Raw genomic sequence first — 24,427 nt, forward strand, 5'->3', positions numbered from 1 at the left:
ATTATTTTTATAGGTTTATATACTTGTTTACAAATTCCGTAATGGAGTCCGGCTTATTCAATATACTGATTTCTAAGTTATATTTCCGCTTTTCTCCGGGTTTCAGTTGGATTAATTCCCCACGTTCGCGCATCAGTTTCTGCCCTAGCGGTGGGTTGGTGCCAGGTTCCATTCCTGTTACATATTCACCTCTGCCCCAATGTTGCCAATTGGTCAACCAAGGCAGTTGCTTCTTGTTGAAGCTCAGTTTTAATGCAAAGCCTAACTTCTCGTTGTAAATTCCACAATCTACTTGGCCTTGCTCATCACTCTCCACATCTATCAAAGCTGCTTCTTCTCCTGAACCACTATGGTCTTCCCGTGGTTCTTGGCAGGTTCGGAAGTCCTGTCCTTCTTTGAATATCTTATTGTCTGCGCCGGTTTCGCGAGATTGCCAAGCGCCCTTCCAGAGCAATTTGGTTCCCGCATCAATGAAAGGCCACCCGAAGTTGAAATGGTATAAAATCATATGGGAAGAATAGATATTACCGATATTCTGGATTTCATCATCCAAATAAATGGTTGGATGACCTAGAATGCATCGTATTGTGCGCGTAATTTCGATGTTGTCTCCTAGGGGATGGCCTTGAAATATTTTTCCAGTAATGGACATTTCGTAATCGCCGTTGGCCAGATCAGGCTGCTTGATGGATATCAGTTCTGCTGGGCTGTTGCTGAATTGATCATGCAAGCCGCGTTTTCCATATTCATCTTGCTCCGGTCCTCCAACATGGGTTACCCCACAGGTCGTCAATAATCCGCCTCCAAAAGTTCTCAGCCAATCAATTCCCTTGTCTGAGAAGGGTTGCGGAGCTGTGACACCTAGGCGGCTTAGCCAACTCAAGTTAAACTGATTGAACGAAGCGTCCGCTATGTCCATACCACGGTCTATGACTACTTTAAAGCGTAGTCCTGCCCCAGTGTTGATCCAGGCAATACGCGTTCCTTTCCCCCTTCCATTATCCAAAATGGAAGTTTCTATGCCTCCAACTTGTGCTACATGGGAGACTTTGTTCAACCAGTCTTGATTTGAGTTTTCCAATGCGTTACTTATTTTTTGTTATAAACTTCACTTTTTTCATTTCCTCCAGACATCAGGTAGGCCATGATGTCTTTAACTTCATCAGGACTCATCACATTCAATGTTCCCGGAGGCATGATCGATACCTCAGAACGGTTCATGGATTTCACTGAGTTTTTCGGAATGGTCTTGGTCACTTGTGGTGCGTAAGGGTTTTGAGAAATCACATAATTGTGCTCATCCTCACTCATCAAACGGCCGAGGACGTTGGTTCCGTCTTTCAGGTTGAATACTTTGGATTCATATTGATCAGAAATCACTTTACTTGGTTCAATGATAGCCTCTAGCATATCGCGTTTAGAGAAACGGGTACCTAATTGCGTTAAATCAGGACCAACAGAACCACCTTCGCCTTTGACAGTATGGCAAGAACCACATTTAACAGCAAGGAATAACTCTCTACCGCGTTTGAAATTGCGGACACCTGTGTTTTCATCTACAACTTTCAGCGCCGAATCAACTTCCCATGCTCTTCCTGGACCTTCCGGACCTTCTACTTTCTCAGCAAGTCTGTTTCCTTGTGCATTGATCAAAGAGTCTCCCGACATCTTACCGTACATAGCAAGTTGATCTTGCGGTACGTTTTTCAATGCCATTTTACGAGCATTGTCAATAAAACCGATGTAGCTATTACCGCCTTTAAAACCGAAGGCTTTGTAGAACCAATTGAAATATTGCTCACGTAATTCCGGAGTCCAACCAACACTGGTATTGCTTAATGCAGTAGCCATGAAGATCTGTTGTGCTGGAGGGATATTGGCCAACATATCAGCAATGTCCAATCCGTACTGTGGATTCCTCAAGATTAAATCTGAAGAATTCATAAAGTTGGTTTGGGTGGTGTCGTCTTTCGCATTGGCTAGGATGTCAAGCGTCTTCTTAACAGCTGGTTCGCTGTTTAGAGCAAGTAAGATTTTAGACAATTCCCTATTGGTATAGTTCGATTTGGCAGGGTAGAAAGGTTCTAACCTTTGTGCTAAAGCAGCAGCATCCGCATCATTCACTTTACCCATACGCGCAATGACAATTTCGTAAACTCTCAACAGGTTTTCCAACATCTTCGGCGTAATCTTTTCTACAGGAATGGTAGCCAATTTTTTCATGATCATAGGCTGTAGGGAAGGATCGGCTACATGTGCCATCGCTACCATCGCTTCAGTCAATCGAACAACATTGCGTTCTGCGAAAACCTTGTCTTTCCAAGTGTCAAATGGCTGATGTTCTACAGCAACTCGAGCGGCATAGCGAATGAATCTATCCTCATGGCCTAAATATTCCCAAACTTTATCAACAGTTCCTGGAGCCGATGGTCGGTGGTATTGTTCGATCTCTCTACGTAATTTCACTAGCTCATTAGGCTCAGATATTTTAACCTCGTTATTGATCTTATCACGGTCTTTATGATAAACACGGTAAAGATCAGATTCCAATCGTCTACCACCAGTCAAGAAGTAAAGGTTTCCATCCGGACCAATCGTTCCATCGGTCAATGGTAGTGGAGAACCCGAAATAAATTCTTCTGCCTTAGCGGTATAGCTTGCTCCATGAGGTTGCAATTGGATAGCATAGATGATACCGAAGCTCCAATCGAATGCGAATAAGCTGTTTCTATATTTATCTGGGAACTTAGCTTTGCTAGGGTTGATAAAGTTAGTAGGAGATCCTTGGCCGATATTTAAGGTTGCAGGAAGGTTGTCCAAGAACCTTTCATCCCATTTTGCATCCCCTTTTCTCCAGCCGTATTCACCGCCACTAGGAACGTGAAGGATCCTTGTCGGGCGGTACCATGGCATCCCGAAATCCCATTCCATATCGGAGTCGTAGGTAAAAAGCTCACCTTCATTATTGAAGGCTAAGTCAAATCCATTACGCATTCCCGATGCGATAAGATCCCAAGATTTACCTTCTGAATCCGTTTTTGCAATCCATCCACCGTTCAGGTGAGAGTCAGCATCGTGGCCATGGGTATCTAAAATGTAAGGAATCAAATTGTCCACCTTATCATTCGGTAAAGAACGATAATTGTCCATTTTAGGGATTTTCGTGAAGTTACCAGCGATAACATAGATCATAGAATCTGGTCCTAATACGATGCTGTGCGGTCCATGTTCACCCTCTCCCTCCAATTCCATCAGCTGGGTGATTTTATCTAATTTATCATCATTGTTGGTGTCTTGAAGCCTATACAGACCGGAACCTTTTGAAAGATTCTCATTCGGACGGTGGTTAATCATAACATATAAGCTGTTATAGGCCCATAACAAACCTTGAGCAAAGCCCATTCCTACTTTATTGCTGGTCGTATCCTTTGGATCGCGGCCCTCAATTGGAAAGTCCAATGCCTCAATTTTTGGCTTAACAGTTGAATCTGAACCAAGAGGAGGCAATTCAACGCGGAATAGACCACCAAATTGATCCGATGTGATCATCCGACCTTTGTCATCAAAAGTCATGGAAACCCAAGATCCTTTTTTGTCATCAGAAGGACTATAGATATGCTCGATTTCAAACCCATCGGGCAATGTTATTTTATCTGTTTTTGGATTAGGTTCTTTAACCACCTCCTTTTCCTTCTCCTGCTTACACGCTCCTGCAAAAATGAACAGGAACAAGGCAAACAAATACAATTGTGCTCTTTTCGTTTTTATCATTTGGTTTTTATGTTGATATAGTTTATAACAGCTTACATGTGCCTACCAACCTTGATTTTGTTCAATTCCATTAATCTGAATCTCACGCTGAGGGATCGGGAATAATAGTTTGAACGGTTGAATATTATATGAAGCACTGCTTAATCGAGTCAATCTTTTCTTCTCCTCGGCACCATGGGCAGTCATCACCTCTATGGCTTTTCCGGTTCTCAAAAGTTGGTACCACCTATGGCTTTCAAAGGCTACTTCGACTCTTATTTCATTAGCGATGGCCGTTCTCAAAGCATCTTTGGATAAACCAGATACTGGTTTCAAGCCGGCTCTTTTTCTTACGATATTCAGGTTTGCCAAAGGATCTCCTGAGCCGACCTCATTCTGTGCTTCCGCCAACATCAAAAGAACATGGGCATAGCGGTAGATTGGCCAGTTTTCATTCGATCTACCATCCTCAATATAAGGTGCATGATAAAACTTCTTGATAAACGGCATGCTTCCTCCAAATGCTTTAGACTCCTGAAATGCGGCATTTGAAGGGTCATTGAACAATTGGATGGATTTATCTCTACGTAAATCTCCCTGCTCATAGGCATTATAAATGCTCGGTGTTGGAATATTACTTCCGCCTAGGTTCCCTGAAAAACCGACCAATTGCATTTTTGCATTTCTTGGCCCGAACATGTAAATGAAGTTACTGTTCTCTCCCTCTACCGATTGATCAAACTGCACCTCAAAAACTGACTCTGCATTATTCTTGGAATTAGGACTAAAACAAGATGCATAATCTGGCATCAAGGAATAGCCTAATTTGGTTACTTCCTGAAAATTGGTTACTGCTTCAGCGTATTGCTTCCTAGTTAGGTAGACTTCTCCTAATAATGTGTATGCTGCACCCTTGGTCGCCCGACCTACACTTCCTTTATCATAGCTAGGAAGTAAGTTTGCAATGGCATCCTTAGCATCTTGGATAATGACTGCATAAACTTCGTCAACTGTTCCTTTCTTTCCATCTGAGAAGGCGTCCGAAGGATTCGCAACCTCTTTGGTCAGCAAAGGAACTTCTCCAAATAGTCTAACTAAATGAAAGTACGAAAATGCTCTCAAAAACTTCGCCTCTCCCAGGTATTGTAACTTTAATTTTTCATCCGCGAACTCGACTTGATCAATCCTACTGATGATGGCGTTGGCTTGTTGAATGCCAACATACAGGTTTACCCAGGTGGTATTCACGTAGTTATTGGACGAGGTAATCAAGAATTCATCGATTTCCTCCCGCTGCTGTGCTCCACGGTCCGTTTCATCATATTGATAATTGGTATTGTCAGCACGCATTTCAGTCATTGAAAAAAAATCACTGGTATACAATACTTGCAATCTGCTATATGCACCATTTACTGCACGAAGGATCTGCCCTTCATTTTCGTAATAGTTCTCTCCACTTGAAAAGGTATAGGGTTTTACATCCAATAATTTATTGCAGGAGCTCATGCTCAATAACCCTAGACCTAATAGAATATATCTTAGTTTCATAATCCTTGTCTTAAAAATTGAAATTCAACCCTAATGTGTAAATCTTTGGAACCGGATACGCCGAATAGTCGATACCTGGCACCAATGGACTTATATCACCTCTATTTATGTTGGTACCTTCTGGATTTCCATCGTAATCAGTGAATAAGAATGGATTCTGAAGGTTGGCATAAATTCTAAGGTTGTTTAACACTCCACCAATGCTCTTTGGTAGGGAATAACCGATAGTGATGTTCTTGATCCATAGGTAATCTGTCTTTTGGACAAATAGGGAATGGGTATCGCGATACATTACACGGCCTCTACCAGTACCATTGGTTGTTGGCACCAAACCACTACCCGGATTAGATTCTGATCTCCAACGATCAGCAACCTCTTTCCTCACATTAAATACACCGTCGATGTTGTCTGTATAGAACCTGGTAGCATGCAACATTTCTTGTCCCATGGAACCCACCATCATCACTCGGAAATCAAATGCTTTATAAGTCAAGGTATTGGTCATACCAAAATTGAAGTCAGGATAAGGGTTGCCAATTACTGCAAAGTCATCGTTTGGTGTAATCTGACCATCTCCATTTACATCCTTCATTTTTAAGTTCCCAGGGATAGCTCCCGGGAAAGCTGGATTATTGTCTACATCTGCTTGGTTTTGATAAATTCCTTCTACCACATAACCGATGATCATTCCGACAGGTTGACCAATCTCGGTGATATTGGTAAAGTTTCCTTCCGAACTCTGTCCTGAGAAGATTGGGTCAGTACTGCGTCCCAATGCAATGACTTTGTTGCGGTTGAATGAAATATTGAAGTCGGTATTCCAGGTAAAGTTTTCACGGGCAATATTTGCTGAACTAATTGAAAACTCAAAACCCTTGTTCTCGACATCTCCACGATTTTCCACCACTGATCCAAATCCTGATGAATTAGGGATCGGGGTATTCAATAATAGATCTAAAGTATTACGTTTATAATAGTTGGCAGTTAAGGTCAAACGGTTATTCCATGTGGTGAAATCTAAACCAATGTTCAACTCTTTCATCCTTTCCCAACCTAAGAAGCTGTTCCCTAGGCTGTTCATCGTACGGCCTGGTGCAAGACCTCCTCCAAATATGTAATTCGCTGCACCAATACTACTTAAAGATGCATAGTTGGCAATATTGAAGTTTCCAGAACGACCATAAGAAGCTCTCAATTTCAATTCATTGATCCACTCTTTATCTTTCAGGAAATCCTCTTCAGATAAGCGCCATCCGACGGCAACTGAAGGGAATGAACCCCAGCGATTGTCTTTACCAAAGCGGGAAGAGCCATCAGCACGATAGGATCCAGTCAAGATATAGCGATCTAAATAGGAGTAGTTAACCCTTGCTAGGTAAGAGATCAATCCCCAATCTTCAATACCTGTACCGCCGGTAATCCTAGCTGCTGCATTCAAGGTCTGAATATCATCATCCGGGAATTGGGCACCATTGAAGTTTGCATTCTTATTCTTTTGCATTTGGATGGAATAACCAGCCAATGCCGAAATAGAATGTCCATTATCGGAGGAGTAATCGTAGTTTAAGGTGTTTTCGTTTGCCCAGTTAATATATTGGCCTCTGCCATAGCTTCCGCTAGGAATTGAAGCACCCGGAGCATTTTGATTAGGAATAGTAGATGGCCTAAAAGTCTCGCCACTCTCATCTTGATAGTCCACATTGAAGGTCGTTTTGAACTTCAAGTTTTCTAAAAAGCTATATTCTGCGTAGGTACTCATCAAGAGTTTTAACTTCGAGCTCTTGTTTGTCCTTTGATTTAGGAACATTACTGGATTGGGATTTCCAAAGGTTCCTGCAGATTGAATATAGGGAACATAGGAACCATCATCATTATAGATTTTGGCAACAGGAGTAGTGATTTCGAAAAATTCATCACGGCCCTGACCGTTAATTCCCCCTTCAATATAAGATAAGGTAGGGTTGATGTTCATCCCTAATTTTAATTTCTTGACAAAATTCCCTTCCACATTCGCACGGATTGAGAAACGATCAAAGCCAGAATTTAACATCACTCCCTTTTGGTTTAAATAACCAGCAGAAACGAATGAACGAACACTCTCATTACCACCAGAGAAATTCACGTTGATATCCGACATCGGAGCAATTCTGGTCACGGCATCATACCAATCCACACCTTCACCAAGGGCTGCCGGGTTTCTATATTCTTCAGGGATATCATTGATAGTTGGTTCCCTTCCTTCTTCGAACCTGATTCTATCCTCGATAGCTTCTTTTCTGAATTGCGCAAATTCTGCGGCATTCATCAAGTTGGGTCTTCCTTTCTGAGGGACCTGCTGTAAACCTGAACTTGCCGCTACATCAATTCTCATCTTGCCATCTGTACCACGTTTGGTATTGATCAAGATTACCCCATTGGAACCTCTTGAACCATAAATAGCCGTTGCAGAAGCATCCTTCAGCACGGTCATCGACTCGATATCATTTGGGTTGATGGTTGCCAAGGGATTTCCCCTTTCACTGGAAGAGCCCGGTACCGGGAATCCATCAATAACATACAAAGGCTGGCTACCAGCACCTATTGCGCCAATTCCCCTGATTTGAATCCTAGGACCTCCACCTGGAGTACCATTGGAATTACTTACCTGTACACCTGATAATTGGCCTGTTAAGGCTTGGTCAGGACTCGCAATCGCCTGTCCTTTTACATTTTTCATGGACACAGCGGCAATCGAACCAGTAACATCCTTTTTCTGTTGGCTACCATAACCAACTACAACGACTTCCGTAATGTCTTCACTGCTGCTATCTAAAGAAATGTTTTGAGTACCAGCTGCATTGACTACAATCTCTTTCGAAGTGAAACCGATATTGTCAAAGGTCAAAGTTTGCCCTTTGTTCAATTCGATTTCATATTTACCGTTTTCATCAGTCGCAGTCGCAGAATTGGTGCCTTTTACTCGAACAGAAACACCCGCAATAGGCACCCCATTGGCATCACTAACGGTACCTGTGACCTTGATTTTCTCTTGGCCAAACAAGTTTAAGTTGCTGATGCCCGTGTTATGTTCCACGGAGATGTTGTGTGTTTCTTTATTCATAGTAGAATAATTGTTGACCTCGGAATGGCCAGCCTGCGATAAAATTAAAGCAGGAAAGATCAACGATAATTGCAGGAATCTTTTCTTGGGTTCCGTTCCGAATGTGAACCCCAAAACCTTCCTAAATGTTACAGTAGGTGCAATTAATCGATGGTTTTTCGTTTTGTTTAATTGGTCATATTGCATACCTTTGCAAAGTTAAATGGTTAAACAATAAAGAGTTTCGACCCTCTTGGTTAGTTTAAAAAGACCATTGATATTGAACCGATAGTGCGGGAACACTGTCGGTTTTTTTTATTAGTCTTTTTCAATGTTATTGTTCAATAACAGATCATCCTTTTTCTAAGTAATACATGTTTTCGTTTTCATTTGGTTTATTGGCAGCCTAGGTTGAAGAGCTACCGGAATTAGTTAAAAGTTATAGGTTGCCAATACTTTGGCTGTAGTTCAAATATAGTTATCCACTTTAGGTTGAGCATCCTGCACCGTCCTGTAGAAGGCTACACCAGTATATAGGACAGTCCTTGATAGGTTAGTAATTATATAGACAAAATATAATCTTTTGATTGGCTTCATGCTAATAAGGTAATGGTCCTATATTACTTTGAACTTTACTTTTTATTAAATAATCCCCTCCAACCTGAAAGAACAGGATAGTCCTTCCTTTCGCCTTTTCTATCTTTAATCAATTTTCAGAATTATAGCCTATTTAAAACTATTGCAAAAAAAGGATGAAAATGGAATGGTAATTTCCGAAATTGAAGTACCTAACAAACTATAAATTATTAGATCATCGCGCATGGAATCCTTAAAAATTATATCCTGTATCTGTGTAAGCTTGTTGTTGAACTTTGCGGCTTCTTTTGCGAATATCCAACCTAAATACCTGCGTACAGAATATAAACTGAATCCTTATGTCGAGGAAAGCAAGCCTCGCCTGAGTTGGGAATTAGAAGGAAAAGGATTCAATCAATCCCAATTGGCTTACCAAGTGATGGTGGCAAGCTCTGAAATGCTGCTTAAAAAGAACCAAGCAGACCTTTGGGATAGCAAAAAGGTCAGTAGCAACCAAACTAACCAAATTGAATATGCTGGAAAGTTACTGAAGCCTGGTCAGCGGGTCTATTGGAAGGTGCGTTCTTGGGATGAAAAGGACAAGGTAGGAAAGTGGTCTGATGTGCAGTATTGGGAACTTGCGAAACCTAATCCCGACCATTGGAAAGCAAAGTGGATTGGTGTTGATTTAAATCACCTAGCACCAAAAGCTGAATATCATTTACCGCCTTCGCCTTATTTGCGCAAGGAAGTGATCCTAAATAAAAAGATAAAATCAGCACGCCTGTACATCAGCTCCCTTGGCCTCCATAATTTTTATATCAATGGAGAAAAGATTGGTCGCGATTATTTTGCGTCAGGATGGACAGACTACCATAAGCGGGTTTATTACAATGTCTATGACGTCAGCAATCAACTGAAGAATGGAGAAAATGCTTTTGGAGCTATTTTATCCAATGGTTGGTATGCCGGTTATTTGGGCTATGCATTATTGGTGGGTTCCCCACAAGTGAATCAATTCTATGGGAAATTTCCCTTACTAAAGGCTGAGATCGATGTAACCTATGAAGATGGAAGCCAAGAACAGATTGTTACCGATTCAAGTTGGAAGTACAGTACTGGCGCCATAATGGAATCAGATTTCTTGGAAGGAGAAAAGCATGACGCCCGAAAGGAGCCGCAAGGATGGAATAGGGTAGGATTTGATGAAAGCTCTTGGACGACTATCCAAGAATTTCCAGATCAAGAGGGACAAGCGCTAGAAATCTATCCCAGCAATCCAGTTCGGGTACTGCAGGAATTATCTGCCAAATCAATCAAGAAAATTGATGGAGGTAAATATATCGTGGATTTTGGACAGAATTTCGCTGGTAATATCCGCCTAAAGATCAATGGCGCAAAGGGAGATTCCTTGGTCTTTCGGTATGGCGAAATGCTGTTTCCTGATGGCAAGCTGATGACCGACAACCTCCGAAAAGCGAGGGCTACGGATACCTATATCCTGAATGGTTCAAAAAATGAGGAATGGAGCCCTAGCTTCACCTTTCATGGTTTTCAGTTCGTAGAAGTTACCGGTCTAAAAGAAGAACCTAGCCTCGATTTCTTGACAGGCTTGGTCATGAGTTCCGATCTCGACCAAGTCGGAAGCTTTGAATCCGACAATAAGATGCTGAACCAGTTATATAGCAATATACTTTGGACGCAGAAGGCTAACTATCTCGATATCCCTACCGACTGCCCACAACGTGATGAACGATTGGGCTGGACTGGAGACGCCCAGGTGTATATGCGTTCGGCGATCTTCAATGCTGATGTTGCTGCTTTCCACAAGAAATGGATCAAAGACCTGAATGATTCCCAATGGCCGAATGGAGCCTATCCGATCTATGCCCCAATGCCTGTAAATGCTGAGGGGGTAGCAGCGATCAGAGCATCCGATTCTTTCTCGCCGGGATGGTCCGAAGCCGGGATTATCTGTACTTATGAATATTTCAAAGCCTATAATGATCTTCGAATTGTAAGGGAATCGCTGCCTTTTATGAACAAATTTATGGCTTTCCTGAAGTCACGGACCAAGGGACATGTACTTCAGGAGGGGTCTTTTGAAGATGTAAACCCAAAAGGCGGATTCGGAGATTGGCTATCCGTTGGTGAAAAGACTAGCCCGGATTTATTGGCGACAACCTATTATTTCTATTGCAATAAATTGATGGCTGAAATGTGTCGCGCTATCGGGGATTTGCAAGTAGCGAATGATTACGAAAAAGAATCCTTTGCGGTCAAGATGGGATTCAAGCAACATTATATGGACGATCAAGGTAAACTGAAAACCAATGCCGCATTTTATGGAAAGGGGGAAGGCTATGTTGAAGGGCAGAATGGCTTTTCTGGGCATACCCAAACGGCTTATGCCAATGCAATCTATTCGGGGATCCTGGATGATGAGGATGAAGCCATAGCAGGAAAATATCTGCGCGAATTATTGGAAAGCAATGGTAATAAATTGAGCACAGGTTTCTTGGGTTTCAAGCCGCTTTTGCCAGCATTGACGGCTTCGGGGTCTGCTGATAAAGCGTATATGCTGATCCAAAGTACGGAATACCCATCCTTAGGCTATGAGGTTGTTAACGGTGCCACTTCCATTTGGGAACGATGGGATAGCTATACCAAAGACAAGGGATTTGTCCATAATGCAGCTATGAATTCCTTCTCGCATTATGCGTTCGGTTCGGTCAATGAATGGATGTTTGAATATATGTTGGGAATCCGACTAAAAGAAAATGGTTTCCAAGAGATCTATATACAACCTGAAATAGGAGATTTCGGAATCAATAACGTGGCTGGGTCTTATCGTTCCATCGCCGGTAACATCAAAAGTGCTTGGAGCAAATCCGAAAAGGAGGTCATTCAGGAAATCCAGATCCCAGTCAATGTAATTGCCTATTGCAGTATCAATACCGATGATCTGACTGCTGTAAAAATAAATGGAGAACCCATCGATAGGAACAATCTTGTCCGTTCCTTAAAGAAACTGGACGGCAAAATCTTGGTTGAACTTGGCTCGGGTAAGTATACCATCAGAACAGACCTTTAATTCTCAAAAGAACATGAAACAGCTAGCATTTAAAATGAAACTTCTGCCGGGCAATGAAACTGAATACCTGCGCCGGCATCAGGAAATATGGCCTAAGTTGGCTAAGCTCTTAAAAGAAAATGAGATCTCTGATTATTCCATTTTCCTTGATGAGGATACCTTAGATCTCTTTGCGGTGCAGACCTTGACGGAAGGATTTGATGAACAAAAATTAAAGACAGATCCCATAATGAAGGAATGGTGGGCTTATATGAAGGATCTAATGGAAACCAATGCCGATAATTCGCCAAAAACTTTTCCCTTAAAACAAGTATTTTACTTACCTTAGGATGTATACAAAGTAAACCTATATTGTAATACAGATCTTATGACTTCCAAGGTAACTGATTTCTTAAAGACCATTCAGATAAGTGACTTTTCTGCTACCCCAAAATACAAGCAGTTAGCCAGTGCCATTATCGATGCGGTCAAGAATGGTGCATTGGAAAAAGAGGATATGTTGCCTTCCATCAATGAGCTTTCTGTGTATGTGGATATCTCCAGGGATACCGTCGAAAAAGCCTATAAGTTCCTCAAAAATGCTGAAGTCATTGCCTCCATTCCCGGTAAGGGATATTATATAGCCACTACTGACGTGAAGCAGAGGCAAAAGATTGCAATCCTTCTGAATAAACTCAGCGCTCACAAAAAGTTGGTCTATGATTCCTTTGCAAGAGAATTAGAGGATGATGCAGCGCTCGATCTTTTCGTGTACAACTCAGATATCACCTATCTGCGGACCCTTTTAGGAGGCCTGACTAAGACCTATGATTATTATGTCCTTTTTCCACATTTTAAGGAAGGAAGAGATCAAGCCCCCGATATTATTAATAAATTGATTCCACGTGAAAAACTGATCTTATTGGGTAAGTACATCGATGATATACAAGGTGATTTCGCTGCCGTATATGAGAATTATGAAAAGGATATCTATGGCGCCCTAGAAGAAGCCTTACCATCCTTGAGTAAGTACCATACCTTGAACCTGATCTTTCCGGATAATAGCGATTATCCCAAAGCGATTATCAAAGGCTTCTATAAATTTGCCCAACAATATGCTTTCAACCATTCCTTAGTGAGTGAATTGGAAAAGGAAAAAATTGAATTGGGCAGCTGTTATATCAATATCGCCGAAGATGATCTGGTGAAGCTATTGGACAAGATCATCAAGAAAAACCTAAAGATTGGACAGGATGTCGGCGTTATCTCCTATAATGAAACCCCATTAAAGAAATTCATTCTCAATGGTATCACAACGATATCAACGGATTTTGAAATGATGGGTAAAATGGCGGCGGAACTCATCAAGAACAAATCAAAGGATCATGTAGAAGTCCCTTTTTACCTGAATCAAAGGTCATCGATTTAAAGAGTTAGAACAATTAGTTTGTAAGGTTCATCCAAAAAATTGCTCCCATCCATAAACAATTTGTTTTGTAATCTGTTCAATACCAGTCCACAAAGCAAAATCATCATGAAAATCCTTAAGACTATTATTTTCACCCTATTTGGTTTGGCATTTATATTCTTCGGCACTGCCAAGTTCATCAACATCATCCCGACCCTCGAACTGACTGAAGCTCAGTTATCCATTACAGCGGCTTTAGTGAAATTAAAATGGTTAATTCCCTTGGTAGGGACGATGGAAATTATAGGGGGCCTCTTGGTCGCCATTCCCAAAACAAGAGCCTTAGGAGCCATTATATTGCTGCCTATTTTGATAGGAGTCTTTCTACATCATACAACCTTAGATCCTTCCGGAGCACCAATGGCTGCCGTATTAGGGTTAATTGATATTTGGATCATTGCCGATAATTGGAAGAGGTATTTACCTATGGTAAAATAGGATCTTTTGGGGTTCCTGTTCCATTTATTCGTTTGAACCAAGATTGGGTTCGACGCCGCTCACCCTACGAGGATGGGAGGATGGACCAAGATCATAGTACAATCGCGGCATTCTAAACTATTTTTGGACGTGCTACTGTAGGGGCGTATTGCATACGCCCGCCCCATACAAACCTAAAATAATATCATCCCTTTGGATGTCCCTCCTTTCCATTCCTTCGTTTGAACCAGGATGCCCTTCGGCAGAGCTCAGGGTACGGGATGGGAGGATAGACCAAGATTTAAACTGCATCAAACAAATAATTGACCGAAGGTTCTTTAGCACATTTCCAATTCTGAACGAGGAGTGAAGAATCTGTACGGTTCTTTTAAAAATGGCCTGTCATCTTCAATCGAAGATTGAAGAACTGTACGCCAATGCTATCATTTTTTAATTATCAGTATTTATAGTTCCGAGATGTTTCGTTCCTCAACATGACGGGCTCGGGGATTAAAAAAGGAAAGTTTCCGAGATGTTTCGTTCCTCAACATGACAGGCTCGGGGATAATAAAAGCCATACTTCCGAGATGTTTCGTTCCTCAACATGACAGGCTCGGGGATAATAAAAGCCATACTTCCGAGATGTTTCGTTCCTCAACATGACAGGCTCGGGGATAATAAAAGCCATACTTCCGAGATGTTTCGTTCCTCAACATGACAGGCTCGGGGATAATAAAAGCCATACTTCCGAGATGTTTCGTTCCTCAACGTGACGGGCTCGGGGATATTAAAAGCCATGCTTCCGAGATGTTTCGTTCCTCAACGTGACGGGCTCGGGGATAATAAAAGCCATGCTTCCGAGATGTTTCGTTCCTCAACATGACAGGCTCGAGGATAATAAAAGCCATGCTTCCGAGATGTTTCGTTCCTCAACATGACGGGCTTGCGGATTAAAAAAGGAAAGTTTCCGAGATGTTTCGTTCCTCAACGATGATGCAAATAGTTAAAAAAACATCCCCTTTCCGCTCTCTCAAATCTCAAATCTCACATCTCATATCCAAACACAAAAAAAGCGAGCATTGCTCGCTTTTTTTGTGTTTCCTATTTCACAGGATATTCCTTAAAAATTCCTTCTACCACTTTCGGTAAATTATTGATTGATTTCTCTGGGGTTTGGATTTCGCCAGATCCTCTTGCTTGCCAAACGACCGAATTTGATTTGCGATCCACGGCTTCGATGATCAAGTGGGAGTAGCGGACTTTTTCTTTTCCTACTGGATAAGATCTGCCGCCCCAGCCGTAGCCCCAACAAGGACTAAAGCCCCATGGGCCACCCCATCCCCAGCCTGTGTTCCCGTACACCATTCTGCTTTTGTTGTTCACGATGGTGATATAACGAAACAAGATGTCTGGGTTCTCTTTGCTGTAGCGCATTCCTCTAGCCTCTAATTCACGGTTTGCCGAAGACAGAATGTTGTTTCTGGCGATGTCGTTCGTAAAGTAGTTCTTGGAAAGGGAATCTACAGGAGGTAACCAACCATAAGTTTTATATTGTGCGAAGTCCAAAGTCTGGACCCTCGTGGTATTATATTTATAGGAGCTACAGGAGCCTAATACTAAGACTACCCCAAGTAGCATAATCGACCAAAACTTTTTCATAAACCTCAATTTATTTTATTAGACGTATTTTTCCATAAATAGTTTAACCTCCAAACGAATATTTTGCAACTAAAGGCATGGACCTTCCCGGACCAAATGATTTAGGGCTAACGCGCAGAATAGGAGGGGCTTGGAATCTTTTGAATTCCGCATTGCCAAGCAATTTATAGATCCTGTTGACCAAGGTTTCATCGAAGCCTAAATTGATGACATCCTCTTTGGATTTTTCCATTTCGATCAGTTGGAAAAGGACAGCGTCCAAGAGATCATAATCAGGAAGGGAATCCGAATCTTTTTGATCCGGTCTTAATTCTGCCGATGGTGGTTTGACGATCGTATTGATCGGAATGATTTCGCGATCGCGATTGATGTATTTTGCCAACCCATAAGCCTGTGTCTTATAAACATCGCCAATGACACTAATTGAACCTGCCATGTCACCATATAATGTACCGTAACCAACTGCAGCCTCACTTTTATTGGAAGTGTTCAATAGGATGTTGCCAAATTTATTGGAGATTGCCATCAGTAAGGTACCCCTTGTTCTGGCTTGGATGTTTTCTTCGGTGGTATCCTTATCACGGCCGGCGAAGGTTTCTTCCAGAGTCGATTCAAAAGCAGATGCAATGTCTTTAATTGGAATTATTTGATGTTGACATCCGGTATTCTCCACCAAATCCAAAGCATCTTTCAAGGAGTGGTCCGTCGAATATACTGAAGGCATCAAGATAGAAAGCACATTTTCAGGACCTAGGGCTTCACATGCCAATGCGGCAACCAATGCTGAATCCAGACCTCCTGAAAGGCCAAGAACCGCTGATTTAAAGCCTGATTTTTGAAAATAATCTCTTAGTCCCAAGATCAAGGCATCATGAATCAATGAGATTTCTGTTGTTTTCAGTGGGCTATGTTCCACCGAGGACTTTAAATCATTGTTGATCAGTTCCACAAACTGTAAATCCTCTTCAAAAGCCTTTAATTCTAGGATCACTTCCGCCTTTTTGTTCAATGCAAGTGAGCGACCATCAAATATGATGTCTGTTTGTGCCCCAATTTGATTGACATAGATTAGAGGAGCGCTCGCTTTGATCACATTGCGCTGCAGCACATTTTTTCGGCTTTCAAAATGCGTGTATGAGAATGGCGAAGCTGCAATATTAATGATCAAGTCAGGATTTTCTTTTGCCAACTCCAACATAATATCGCCTACATAAGAATTAGGGCCATCGTCATCCCATAGGTCCTCACAGATGGTCAAAGCAATGGTCTTGCCATTGAAATTGATACAGCTTACTTGTGCATTAGGTTCGAAATAACGGTATTCATCAAAAACATCGTAATCGGGAAGCAGACTCTTTTTGGTAATTTGCTTAACTTGTCCTTGTTCAATCAATACAGCAGCATTGTACAGGGATTTTCCTTCTCCGTCTTGATTGGGAACAGGAGCGCCAATAATACAGGCAATATCCTGGCAATGTTCAGCGATGCGCTCGATGCTTTGATAGCAATGCTGTAAAAAAGCAGAGTTGCGCAAAAGATCCTTCGCAGGATAGCCTCCAATAGCCAATTCTGCAAATACGATCAGTTCAGCACCTTCATCCTTAGCTTTTTGGATGCTATCGATAATTTTTTGGTTGTTCTTTTCGAAATTTCCTATATGGTAGTTGAGCTGTGATAAAGCAATCTTCATGTGTGGACTTTTATTGTAAAAATAGTAATTTAATTAATTATCGCCTAAAGCCTATCCGCTATTAAGTAATAAATACTGGAAATTTTTGGGCTAATTTTTTAAGTCAGACTATTCTTTTGACCTTATTCGAGACATATTCGGAAAACTTGCAATATGTATCGAAGAATAAGGAATTTTTGTTGCTGTAAATGACGGAGCAATCCAAGGCATTTCCCGAATGTGTCTCGAATGAGTCTCGAATGAAACCCGAATTTTTCTTTAGGTATTTTGGGATGAAAACCAAAAGAAAAAGGCAACCTTACGATTGCCTTTTTGTAAATATTATTTGATTTTTTGCGCTTAGTTTGCGTTTCTGATATCCGTTACTTCAATGGTGAAGATAAGCGGTGAATCCGCAGGGATATTTTCTTGTGCTTGATTATCATAACACAAAGGAGAAGGAGCGATAAATCTCACTTTATTTCCTTTTAATAATCCATGAGGTAAAATACCAGAATAACCTGTTGTAGCTTTAGGGTAGAACATCACCATCCATGAAGTGATTAATCTGTTGATGGTAATTTGGGTTGGAGTTGTTTTTTCTTCAAAAACTTTTCCATCCATTAATTGACCTTTATATTTTAGGTTAGCCGTAACTGGTACCCATCCGTTTCCTGCAGAAACATATTCGAATGTACTATCAACTGTAGAAGGTAATACTTCGTACCAAATGCCGTAAGCTGAATCTACGTTCGGACCAAAATGTTCTTTTGCATAAGCTTCAATACGTGGAGCTTGAGCTTTCAAAGTTGAATCGATTCTTCTTTGATTAGCTTCATAATCAAAATCATTAGTTTCAGTCTTCATACAAGATGAAACACTTACCACAGCCAAAAGAGCAACTAAGAATAATTTTAAGTTTTTCATATTCGTTTTTAGTATCATTAATAATGCTTCTTATAACGTATGTATTTTTTTATACGCTACAGTTGCGGGCATAAATTTATAAAATATTTAATAGTTGCTTAATACTTAAGTAATTAAATTTTTTGAATTTCACGGAAAAATCGGTGTCTAAGATCATGGTAGTAGGGAAAACAGCCCTGTTTTTGCTGCCCATTAATATACTTGCCAAGGGGTGATATTTTCCAGTCCTTTTGGAATTTAATTCGCTGACATAGCTCACTCCGTCAAAACTGACAGTGTCTACGGATTCTGCATCAAACTCTACGGCATAATATTCAGAATTGAGCTTTTCGATCACTTTTTGGTCTTGAAAGGTTTCGCCTAGCATCTTTTTGCAATACGAACACCAATCGGTATGGAAAAAGATCAGAACGGGCTTTGGCTGTGTTTCCAAGGAGTCGGATAATTGCTCAAAGGAAAGCCAATTGATGGCAGGTTCGTTCTGCTCTTGAGCTTGGAGCGAACCTGCCATCAATAAGATGCTGATGAGTATGTTTTGTAACAACTTCATTAGTGAAAATGTCCAACTTTGATGCCGAAGGTTATTGTTCTTGGCCTTGATGGTCCATAGATATAATTGGAGTCACGCAAAGCACCTTTATCAAAATCTTTCTGGAAGGCATTGAAAACGTTCTGCATTCCGCCGAAAAGCTCGATGCTGAAGTCCTTCTTTAAAGAAAAAGTATAGCCCAAGCGGAAGTTTGCTTCCACAAAATTTGGAGAGTTTTTCAAGATCATCTCTTCTCCTTCCAAAACATGTGGCACGATCATACTACCGGTGTAAACCCCAGTAATGTCGATATTAAAAGGCTCCAATGGTTTCCAGTTTGCATTAAAGTATCCATAAACATTTGGCGTACGAACAAACTTTTTGCTGCTGACATTCTCTGCAGCTGTCTTTCCTTCATATAATAGTTGTTCATCGGTATATTCAGAACGTTGGACAGTTCCACCCATCTGGAAACTGTATTTTGAAGAAGGGGCAATGTTTAATTCCACATTTGAACCATATACCTTCGCACCAGTCCCATTGCGCATTTCTTGGATGATCAAGTTTTCATCTTGGGAAGTCATGATATTGGTAAATGGGTTCTGAAGGTCTGTATAGAATCCTTCCAATAATAAACTGGTCTGTACTGAACCAAAGTTTTTGGTAAAGTTAAATGAACCTGTATAGGCATTGGAGTATTCAGTTTTTAAGTTTTCACCGATCAATACGAATACTTGTTGACCACCGATGGAAGTGACGTGCATATCTTCGTTGAAAGCTTGTGGTGCACGGAATCCGCGGGCAAAACCACCCCTAAATTGCAGATAGTCGGTGATATCATATAACAAAGTAAACCTTGGGCTGAATGTACCAAAGTTTTGGGCTGAGTTTCTGTTGTAGCCAGCCAATTTATAGCTGCCATCCACGTAGGTATAATCATAGCGCGCACCAATCAATGTTTTTAGGTTCTCCAAGATGTTCCACTCGTATTGCGCATAAGAACCCACGCCATGTGTCTTTTGGTCGATCAAACGATCGTATCCAGGGATATTGTCCTTGGTTCTGTTGTTGTTATATTCCACCCCAGCCGTAATGACATCACGCTCGAAGGTATAGGTATATTGAGCACCTACAACCATGGCGAAATCATCGGTATCACCATAAGCATTAGAAGCCAAAATGCTATCCTGAGCGGTTCTACCGCCACCTAGACCACCATAAAAGCTTTCTCTATCGGTAATCTGTCCAGAACCATATAGGGAAAGTTTATGCTTGTAATCTTTTGAGTATTGGTCGTAAGTCAATCCGCCGATAAAGGTATTGGTCCTTAATTGTTCGGTTACATCTGTAAAATGCGGAGCCTTATCCAAGTTGTCACCGCCTCTACGGAACTCATTTAAGGCACTTAGGTCTAAAGTAATCTTATTGAATTCAGATGGCTTATAGAAAGCCTTGGTTCCAAAGGTGATGTTCTTCAATTTGGTCATTTCGGAAAAACCATCGCCATTCGCATCATAGGCTTGACGATTACGGTGCATTCCGTAAAATGTAGCACCCGCTTTTAGGTCATTGTCCACATAAGATGTGTTGAAATCAATGGTATTGTCCCAAGCCTGGCCATCGATGATGGAGTTTGTCGATTTGATCTGCCAATCATTTTCTACAGGATCTTTGGTAATGATATTGATGGTTCCGGCAATGGCATTCGCACCAAATAGGGCAGACCCTCCAGAGCGAACCACCTCGATGCGGTCTATCATGGAGGTAGGAATCTGATCCAGACCATAGACACTGTTTAGAGCAGAGAAAACAGAACGAGAGTTAATCAGAATCTGCGAATATGCCCCTTCCATTCCATTCAAGCGTACTTGGGTAAAGCCACAGTTTTGGCAATTATTTTCCACGCGAACCCCTGGTTGGTAATTCAAGGTTTCCGACATGGCAACGGACTGTGTTGCGGTAAATAATTTTGGGCTCAGTACATTCACGATTACTGGAGCTTTCTTTCTTTCCATGCCATAACGGGAAGCACTGACAACCACTTCGTTCAAGTTTAGGTTGTCTTCATGCAGGACGATGTTCAATCCTGATTCGTTGGCATTGAACTGTTTTTTAGCATTTTGGTAGCCTACCGCTCTTACGGAAAGGCTTTTGCTGCTTTGGCCTTTGGTATCCAGTTCAAAATATCCTAGGCTATCAGTTGAAGTTCCCACTTTGGTTCCATCCAAAAGAATGGTTGCATTAGGGATAGCTTGTTGTTTGTCATTAATTACGCGACCTGAAATTTGTGCATAAACCGCCTGTTTGCCTAGGCCAAGGCATATAATGATCAGGAAATTCCTGAGTAGAAATAATTTCATAAATAATTTTAGCTGTACAATTATATTTGGAAACCTATAAAGTATAGGAACCCAAATAGGGTAGGGCATCATTCAAGCCACTACATAAATTAATTAATGCGAACCTCATTAAGCGCAATAATCCCAAAGCGTTTGGGTTTGGAGCCAATAGGTTCAAAAAGAAAAATATTGATTAAGCTAAAAAGGAAGGGGGGCCACGTCCAGCACGGATATCGTGGATTTGGAAAATAATATTAAAGGTCTTAAACCCGAATTCATAGACATTGAACTCTGGTAAGATCGGTACTTCAAAAACAAATGGGGACCAGTGGAGGTAAGAACCTTGGTAAACGATATCTAAGAATCGGATTTCAGCATCAGAGTGGTGATGATGGTGGTTCTTTTCGCCAAGGTTATAGGGGTGGATGTGCGTGACGATCTCACCGGTTGAGGTGACCTCTTTGTGCATGAAGACTACACCGGAGATAATGATGCCGCACATCCAAACAAGAAGGAAGTGGGCAACAAATTGGCGGTATGAGGTTAGTCTATGCATGCACGGGTCAAATGTGTGCTAAAATTAACAATTAATCTGCTAAAATTAGTGTTTAAACGATTTTATTGTGCTCATCTGGGAACACAAGCAATGGTTTGTGGCTTCTTGCTTCCTCACGTTCCATTAATGCGTAAGAAATAATGATTACGATGTCGCCAACTTGTACCAGACGGGCAGCAGCTCCATTCAAACAGATGGTTCCAGTACCACGTTCACCTGGAATGACATAGGTCTCCAGCCTAGCTCCATTATTATTGTTGACGATCTGTACTTTTTCATTGGCAATAATATCCGCAGCATCCATCAAGTCTTGATCAATGGTTATGCTTCCCACATAATTCAATTCAGCTTGCGTAACGCGAGCTCTATGAATTTTTGATTTCATTACTTCTATCATCATGATGCAAAGTTACTCTTTTAATATAAAATGGCTTAAAAATTATTCTAACGGGAAAGTAATATGTTATCGATCAAACGTACCTTCTCCACCCATGCAGCGATGAGTGCTACGTAGTCTTTGCCTGTTTCGATATTGTCGACAGGGGCCAATGTGCTCGTTTCACAAATACTAAGGTATTCCAATTCCACAGCAGGATTGGAAGCAAGGATTTCTTTCGCTCCATCCAACAGCTCAGCGACGGACTTCTGCTCCAAGTTGTCCTTGATAAAGCGAAGCGCCGTAATTAAAGTCAAGGCATTTTCTTTACCTTCTTCAGAAAGACGTGCGTTCCTGGAGCTCAATGCCAGCCCTTCTTCACTTCTAATGATTGGGCAGATCAGGAGTTTGATGTCCAGTTTTTTGATGTCAATCATGCGTTGGATGACCATCACCTGTTGGAAGTCTTTTTGGCCAAAGCAAGCTTGGTTCGGTTTTACCAGATCAAAAAGCTTAAAAACGATTTGTGTAACACCTTGGAAGTGTCCTGGGCGGTGTTCGCCTTCCCAGATCTGGTCCAGATTTCCTAGGTCGATATGCCATTCAGGGTCATTTTCAGGATACATCTCCTCAACGGTCGGCATAAAGAGAATATCACAGCCTACCGACTCCAATAGGGCGATATCATTTTCAATAGGGCGAGGATATTTCTCCAGGTCCTTAGGGTCATTAAATTGAGTTGGATTGACAAAAATGCTACATACCGTAATGTCGGTCAGTGGTTTAGCATAGTTGATCAAGGAGAGGTGACCTTCATGCAGCGCACCCATGGTCGGTACCAAGGTGATGACTTGATTTTGTTGGCGGATTCCAGCAAGTTCATGTTGGAGTTCCTGTTTAGTGCGAAAAATTTTCACGGTCAAAAATTAGAAATAAGGTGCAAAAATGGGGAATAAAGTTTAAATTATAAAATGATGATTTTTAATCAATTGTAAAATTGATAAATTAATTGTATCTTTGTAGACCGATTTTACTATTCAATAATATAAAAAACAGTTGGAGATGGCAAAAACGAAAATCTTGTTTATAACCCATGAAATGTCGCCTTTCCTTGAACTAAGTAAAATTTCTGAAATAACACGCCAGTTACCACATGCTATGCAAGAAAAAGGGTTCGAAATCCGAATTCTGATGCCGCGTTTTGGTAATATTAATGAGCGCAGAAATCGTCTTCATGAAGTGATAAGGTTGTCGGGAATGAACATAGTGGTGGACAATAATGATAATCCGCTAATTATTAAGGTAGCATCATTGCCGGCGGCAAGGATGCAGGTGTACTTCTTGGACAATGAAGAGTACTTTCAGCGGAAAAAAGTTTTTCGTGATGAGCATGGTAAAGGCTTTGCAGACAATAATGAGCGTTCATTATTCTTCTGTAAAGGCGCTTTGGAAACCGTTAAGAAACTAGGATGGTCGCCAGATGTGGTTCACTGTCATGGATGGTTTACTGCGATGGTTCCTGCTTACTTGAAAACAGTTTATCAGGATGATCCTACATTCAAAGATTCCAAAGTGTTCTTCTCCTTGTACAATGAAGAATTCGGAAACGATTCTTTAGGAAGCAAGTATGCGGAAATGGCTGCACAATCAGACATTGACGCCAGCAAATTGAAGGATTATGGATCTGGTAGTTATGTTGACATCTATAAAGGTGCTCTATCCTTTACAGACGTTGTCGTAAAAGCCGATGCAGATATCAATCCGGAAATTCTTTCTTACATCCAAGAAAATAACATCCGTACCTTCGAACCATCTTCAGATGAGGACTATGAAGCCTTCTCTGAACTGTATGATGAGTTCGTAAACGAAGAAGTTTCAGCCTAAGCTGAGGATAAAAGAGACCAAAAAAGGGCAGAGATCATTTCTCTGCCCTTTTTTGGTTTTTGGGTGAACCAGGATTAAAGGGATGGGAGGATGGGCCAAGATAATTTGCACATTGAAAGATTTGCAAACCCCCAGAGGGGGTGACATCTTTGTAGAAAAATGTACCGTAAATCGGATAACCCCTGAAAGGGGTGAAATATTTTTCAATATATCCTTTTTATTGGGTATTAATCGCCAAAAAATAGTTTCCTCATCTTACGATAGCGGAATGACAGCCATCCTAAAAAAAAAAAATAAAAAATAGATTCTTCGCTTCGCTCTGAATCCCTCTCTGGAATATCCAATTCTGAACGATTAGTGAAGAATCTGTACGGATCTCCCCCTAATGACCATGTCATTCTCAATCGAAGATTGAGGACCTGTACGCCAATGCAACCCTATTATTTGTTCAAAATATTAAGCGGGTGTATGCGATACACCCCTACCAAATTTGACACCTTTCAGGCGACATGTTCGGTTCAAGCCCAGATCATGGTCTATCCTCCCATCCCTTTAATCCTGGTTCATTCCCAGATCA

The 24,427-nt window shown here is 41.2% G+C and carries 17 protein-coding genes; 5 read left to right on the top strand and 12 right to left on the bottom strand.

Going from position 1 to position 24,427, the window contains the following annotated elements; genetic code table 11:
- Positions 1-7: 7 nt before the first annotated feature.
- Genes CKW03_RS03750 through CKW03_RS03765 form a run of 4 tightly spaced genes read right to left on the bottom strand, consistent with a single transcriptional unit; the run spans position 8 to position 8,398 of the window.
- Positions 8-1,081, bottom strand: a complete 1,074-nt coding sequence (locus tag CKW03_RS03750; RefSeq protein WP_169918975.1) for an aldose 1-epimerase family protein — start codon at positions 1,079-1,081, stop codon at positions 8-10.
- Between the two features lie 8 nt (positions 1,082-1,089).
- Positions 1,090-3,771, bottom strand: a complete 2,682-nt coding sequence (locus CKW03_RS03755; RefSeq protein ID WP_093098594.1) for a c-type cytochrome — start codon at positions 3,769-3,771, stop codon at positions 1,090-1,092.
- Between the two features lie 42 nt (positions 3,772-3,813).
- Positions 3,814-5,298 (bottom strand): RagB/SusD family nutrient uptake outer membrane protein, encoded by a 1,485-nt coding sequence (locus tag CKW03_RS03760; protein ID WP_093098595.1) that lies wholly within the window; start codon positions 5,296-5,298, stop codon positions 3,814-3,816.
- Between the two features lie 10 nt (positions 5,299-5,308).
- Positions 5,309-8,398: a SusC/RagA family TonB-linked outer membrane protein gene (locus CKW03_RS03765; RefSeq protein WP_157739389.1), complete on the bottom strand. Its 3,090-nt coding sequence runs from the start codon at positions 8,396-8,398 to the stop codon at positions 5,309-5,311.
- Positions 8,399-9,197: 799 nt separating this feature from the next.
- Here CKW03_RS03765 and CKW03_RS03770 point away from each other — a divergent pair.
- The 4 genes from CKW03_RS03770 (at position 9,198) to CKW03_RS03785 (ending at position 13,932) form a co-directional block, all read left to right on the top strand.
- Positions 9,198-12,047 (top strand): alpha-L-rhamnosidase, encoded by a 2,850-nt coding sequence (locus CKW03_RS03770; RefSeq protein ID WP_197700974.1) that lies wholly within the window; start codon positions 9,198-9,200, stop codon positions 12,045-12,047.
- A gap of 13 nt (positions 12,048-12,060) precedes the next feature.
- Complete coding sequence (locus CKW03_RS03775; protein ID WP_093098598.1) at positions 12,061-12,375, top strand: L-rhamnose mutarotase; 315 nt, start codon at positions 12,061-12,063, stop codon at positions 12,373-12,375.
- 39 nt (positions 12,376-12,414) lie between these two features.
- Positions 12,415-13,455 (top strand): GntR family transcriptional regulator, encoded by a 1,041-nt coding sequence (locus tag CKW03_RS03780; RefSeq protein WP_093098600.1) that lies wholly within the window; start codon positions 12,415-12,417, stop codon positions 13,453-13,455.
- A gap of 105 nt (positions 13,456-13,560) precedes the next feature.
- Complete coding sequence (locus CKW03_RS03785; RefSeq protein WP_093099056.1) at positions 13,561-13,932, top strand: DoxX family protein; 372 nt, start codon at positions 13,561-13,563, stop codon at positions 13,930-13,932.
- A gap of 1,080 nt (positions 13,933-15,012) precedes the next feature.
- Here the strand turns inward: CKW03_RS03785 and CKW03_RS03790 are convergent.
- The 8 genes from CKW03_RS03790 to panC all read right to left on the bottom strand — a co-directional run bounded on the left by CKW03_RS03790 (position 15,013) and on the right by panC (position 22,883).
- Positions 15,013-15,570 carry a DUF4136 domain-containing protein gene (locus CKW03_RS03790; RefSeq protein ID WP_093098601.1) on the bottom strand — a complete coding sequence of 186 codons (558 nt, stop codon included), beginning with the start codon at positions 15,568-15,570 and terminating at the stop codon, positions 15,013-15,015.
- 43 nt (positions 15,571-15,613) lie between these two features.
- Positions 15,614-17,260 carry an NAD+ synthase gene (locus tag CKW03_RS03795; RefSeq protein WP_093098603.1) on the bottom strand — a complete coding sequence of 549 codons (1,647 nt, stop codon included), beginning with the start codon at positions 17,258-17,260 and terminating at the stop codon, positions 15,614-15,616.
- 339 nt (positions 17,261-17,599) lie between these two features.
- Positions 17,600-18,166 (bottom strand): FKBP-type peptidyl-prolyl cis-trans isomerase, encoded by a 567-nt coding sequence (locus tag CKW03_RS03800; RefSeq protein ID WP_169918976.1) that lies wholly within the window; start codon positions 18,164-18,166, stop codon positions 17,600-17,602.
- Positions 18,167-18,242: 76 nt separating this feature from the next.
- Positions 18,243-18,716, bottom strand: a complete 474-nt coding sequence (locus CKW03_RS03805; protein ID WP_093098606.1) for a thioredoxin family protein — start codon at positions 18,714-18,716, stop codon at positions 18,243-18,245.
- Positions 18,716-21,055 carry a TonB-dependent receptor gene (locus tag CKW03_RS03810; protein ID WP_093098607.1) on the bottom strand — a complete coding sequence of 780 codons (2,340 nt, stop codon included), beginning with the start codon at positions 21,053-21,055 and terminating at the stop codon, positions 18,716-18,718. The genes CKW03_RS03805 and CKW03_RS03810 overlap by 1 nt, the downstream gene beginning before the upstream one ends.
- Positions 21,056-21,227: 172 nt before the next feature.
- Complete coding sequence (locus CKW03_RS03815) at positions 21,228-21,590, bottom strand: DUF8478 family putative metalloprotein (RefSeq protein WP_139185475.1); 363 nt, start codon at positions 21,588-21,590, stop codon at positions 21,228-21,230.
- Between the two features lie 52 nt (positions 21,591-21,642).
- Positions 21,643-21,990, bottom strand: coding sequence for an aspartate 1-decarboxylase (panD, locus tag CKW03_RS03820; protein WP_093098610.1), 348 nt, complete (start codon positions 21,988-21,990; stop codon positions 21,643-21,645).
- A 44-nt stretch (positions 21,991-22,034) separates the two neighbouring features.
- Positions 22,035-22,883 (bottom strand): pantoate--beta-alanine ligase, encoded by an 849-nt coding sequence (gene panC / locus CKW03_RS03825; RefSeq protein WP_093099058.1) that lies wholly within the window; start codon positions 22,881-22,883, stop codon positions 22,035-22,037.
- A gap of 145 nt (positions 22,884-23,028) precedes the next feature.
- Between panC and CKW03_RS03830 the strand changes: the two genes are divergently transcribed.
- Positions 23,029-23,850 (top strand): glycogen/starch synthase, encoded by an 822-nt coding sequence (locus CKW03_RS03830; protein WP_093098612.1) that lies wholly within the window; start codon positions 23,029-23,031, stop codon positions 23,848-23,850.
- The last annotated feature ends 577 nt before the right edge of the window (positions 23,851-24,427 follow it).

The sequence above is a fragment of the Sphingobacterium mizutaii genome, assembly GCF_900187125.1.
GTDB classification, from domain to species: domain Bacteria; phylum Bacteroidota; class Bacteroidia; order Sphingobacteriales; family Sphingobacteriaceae; genus Sphingobacterium; species Sphingobacterium mizutaii.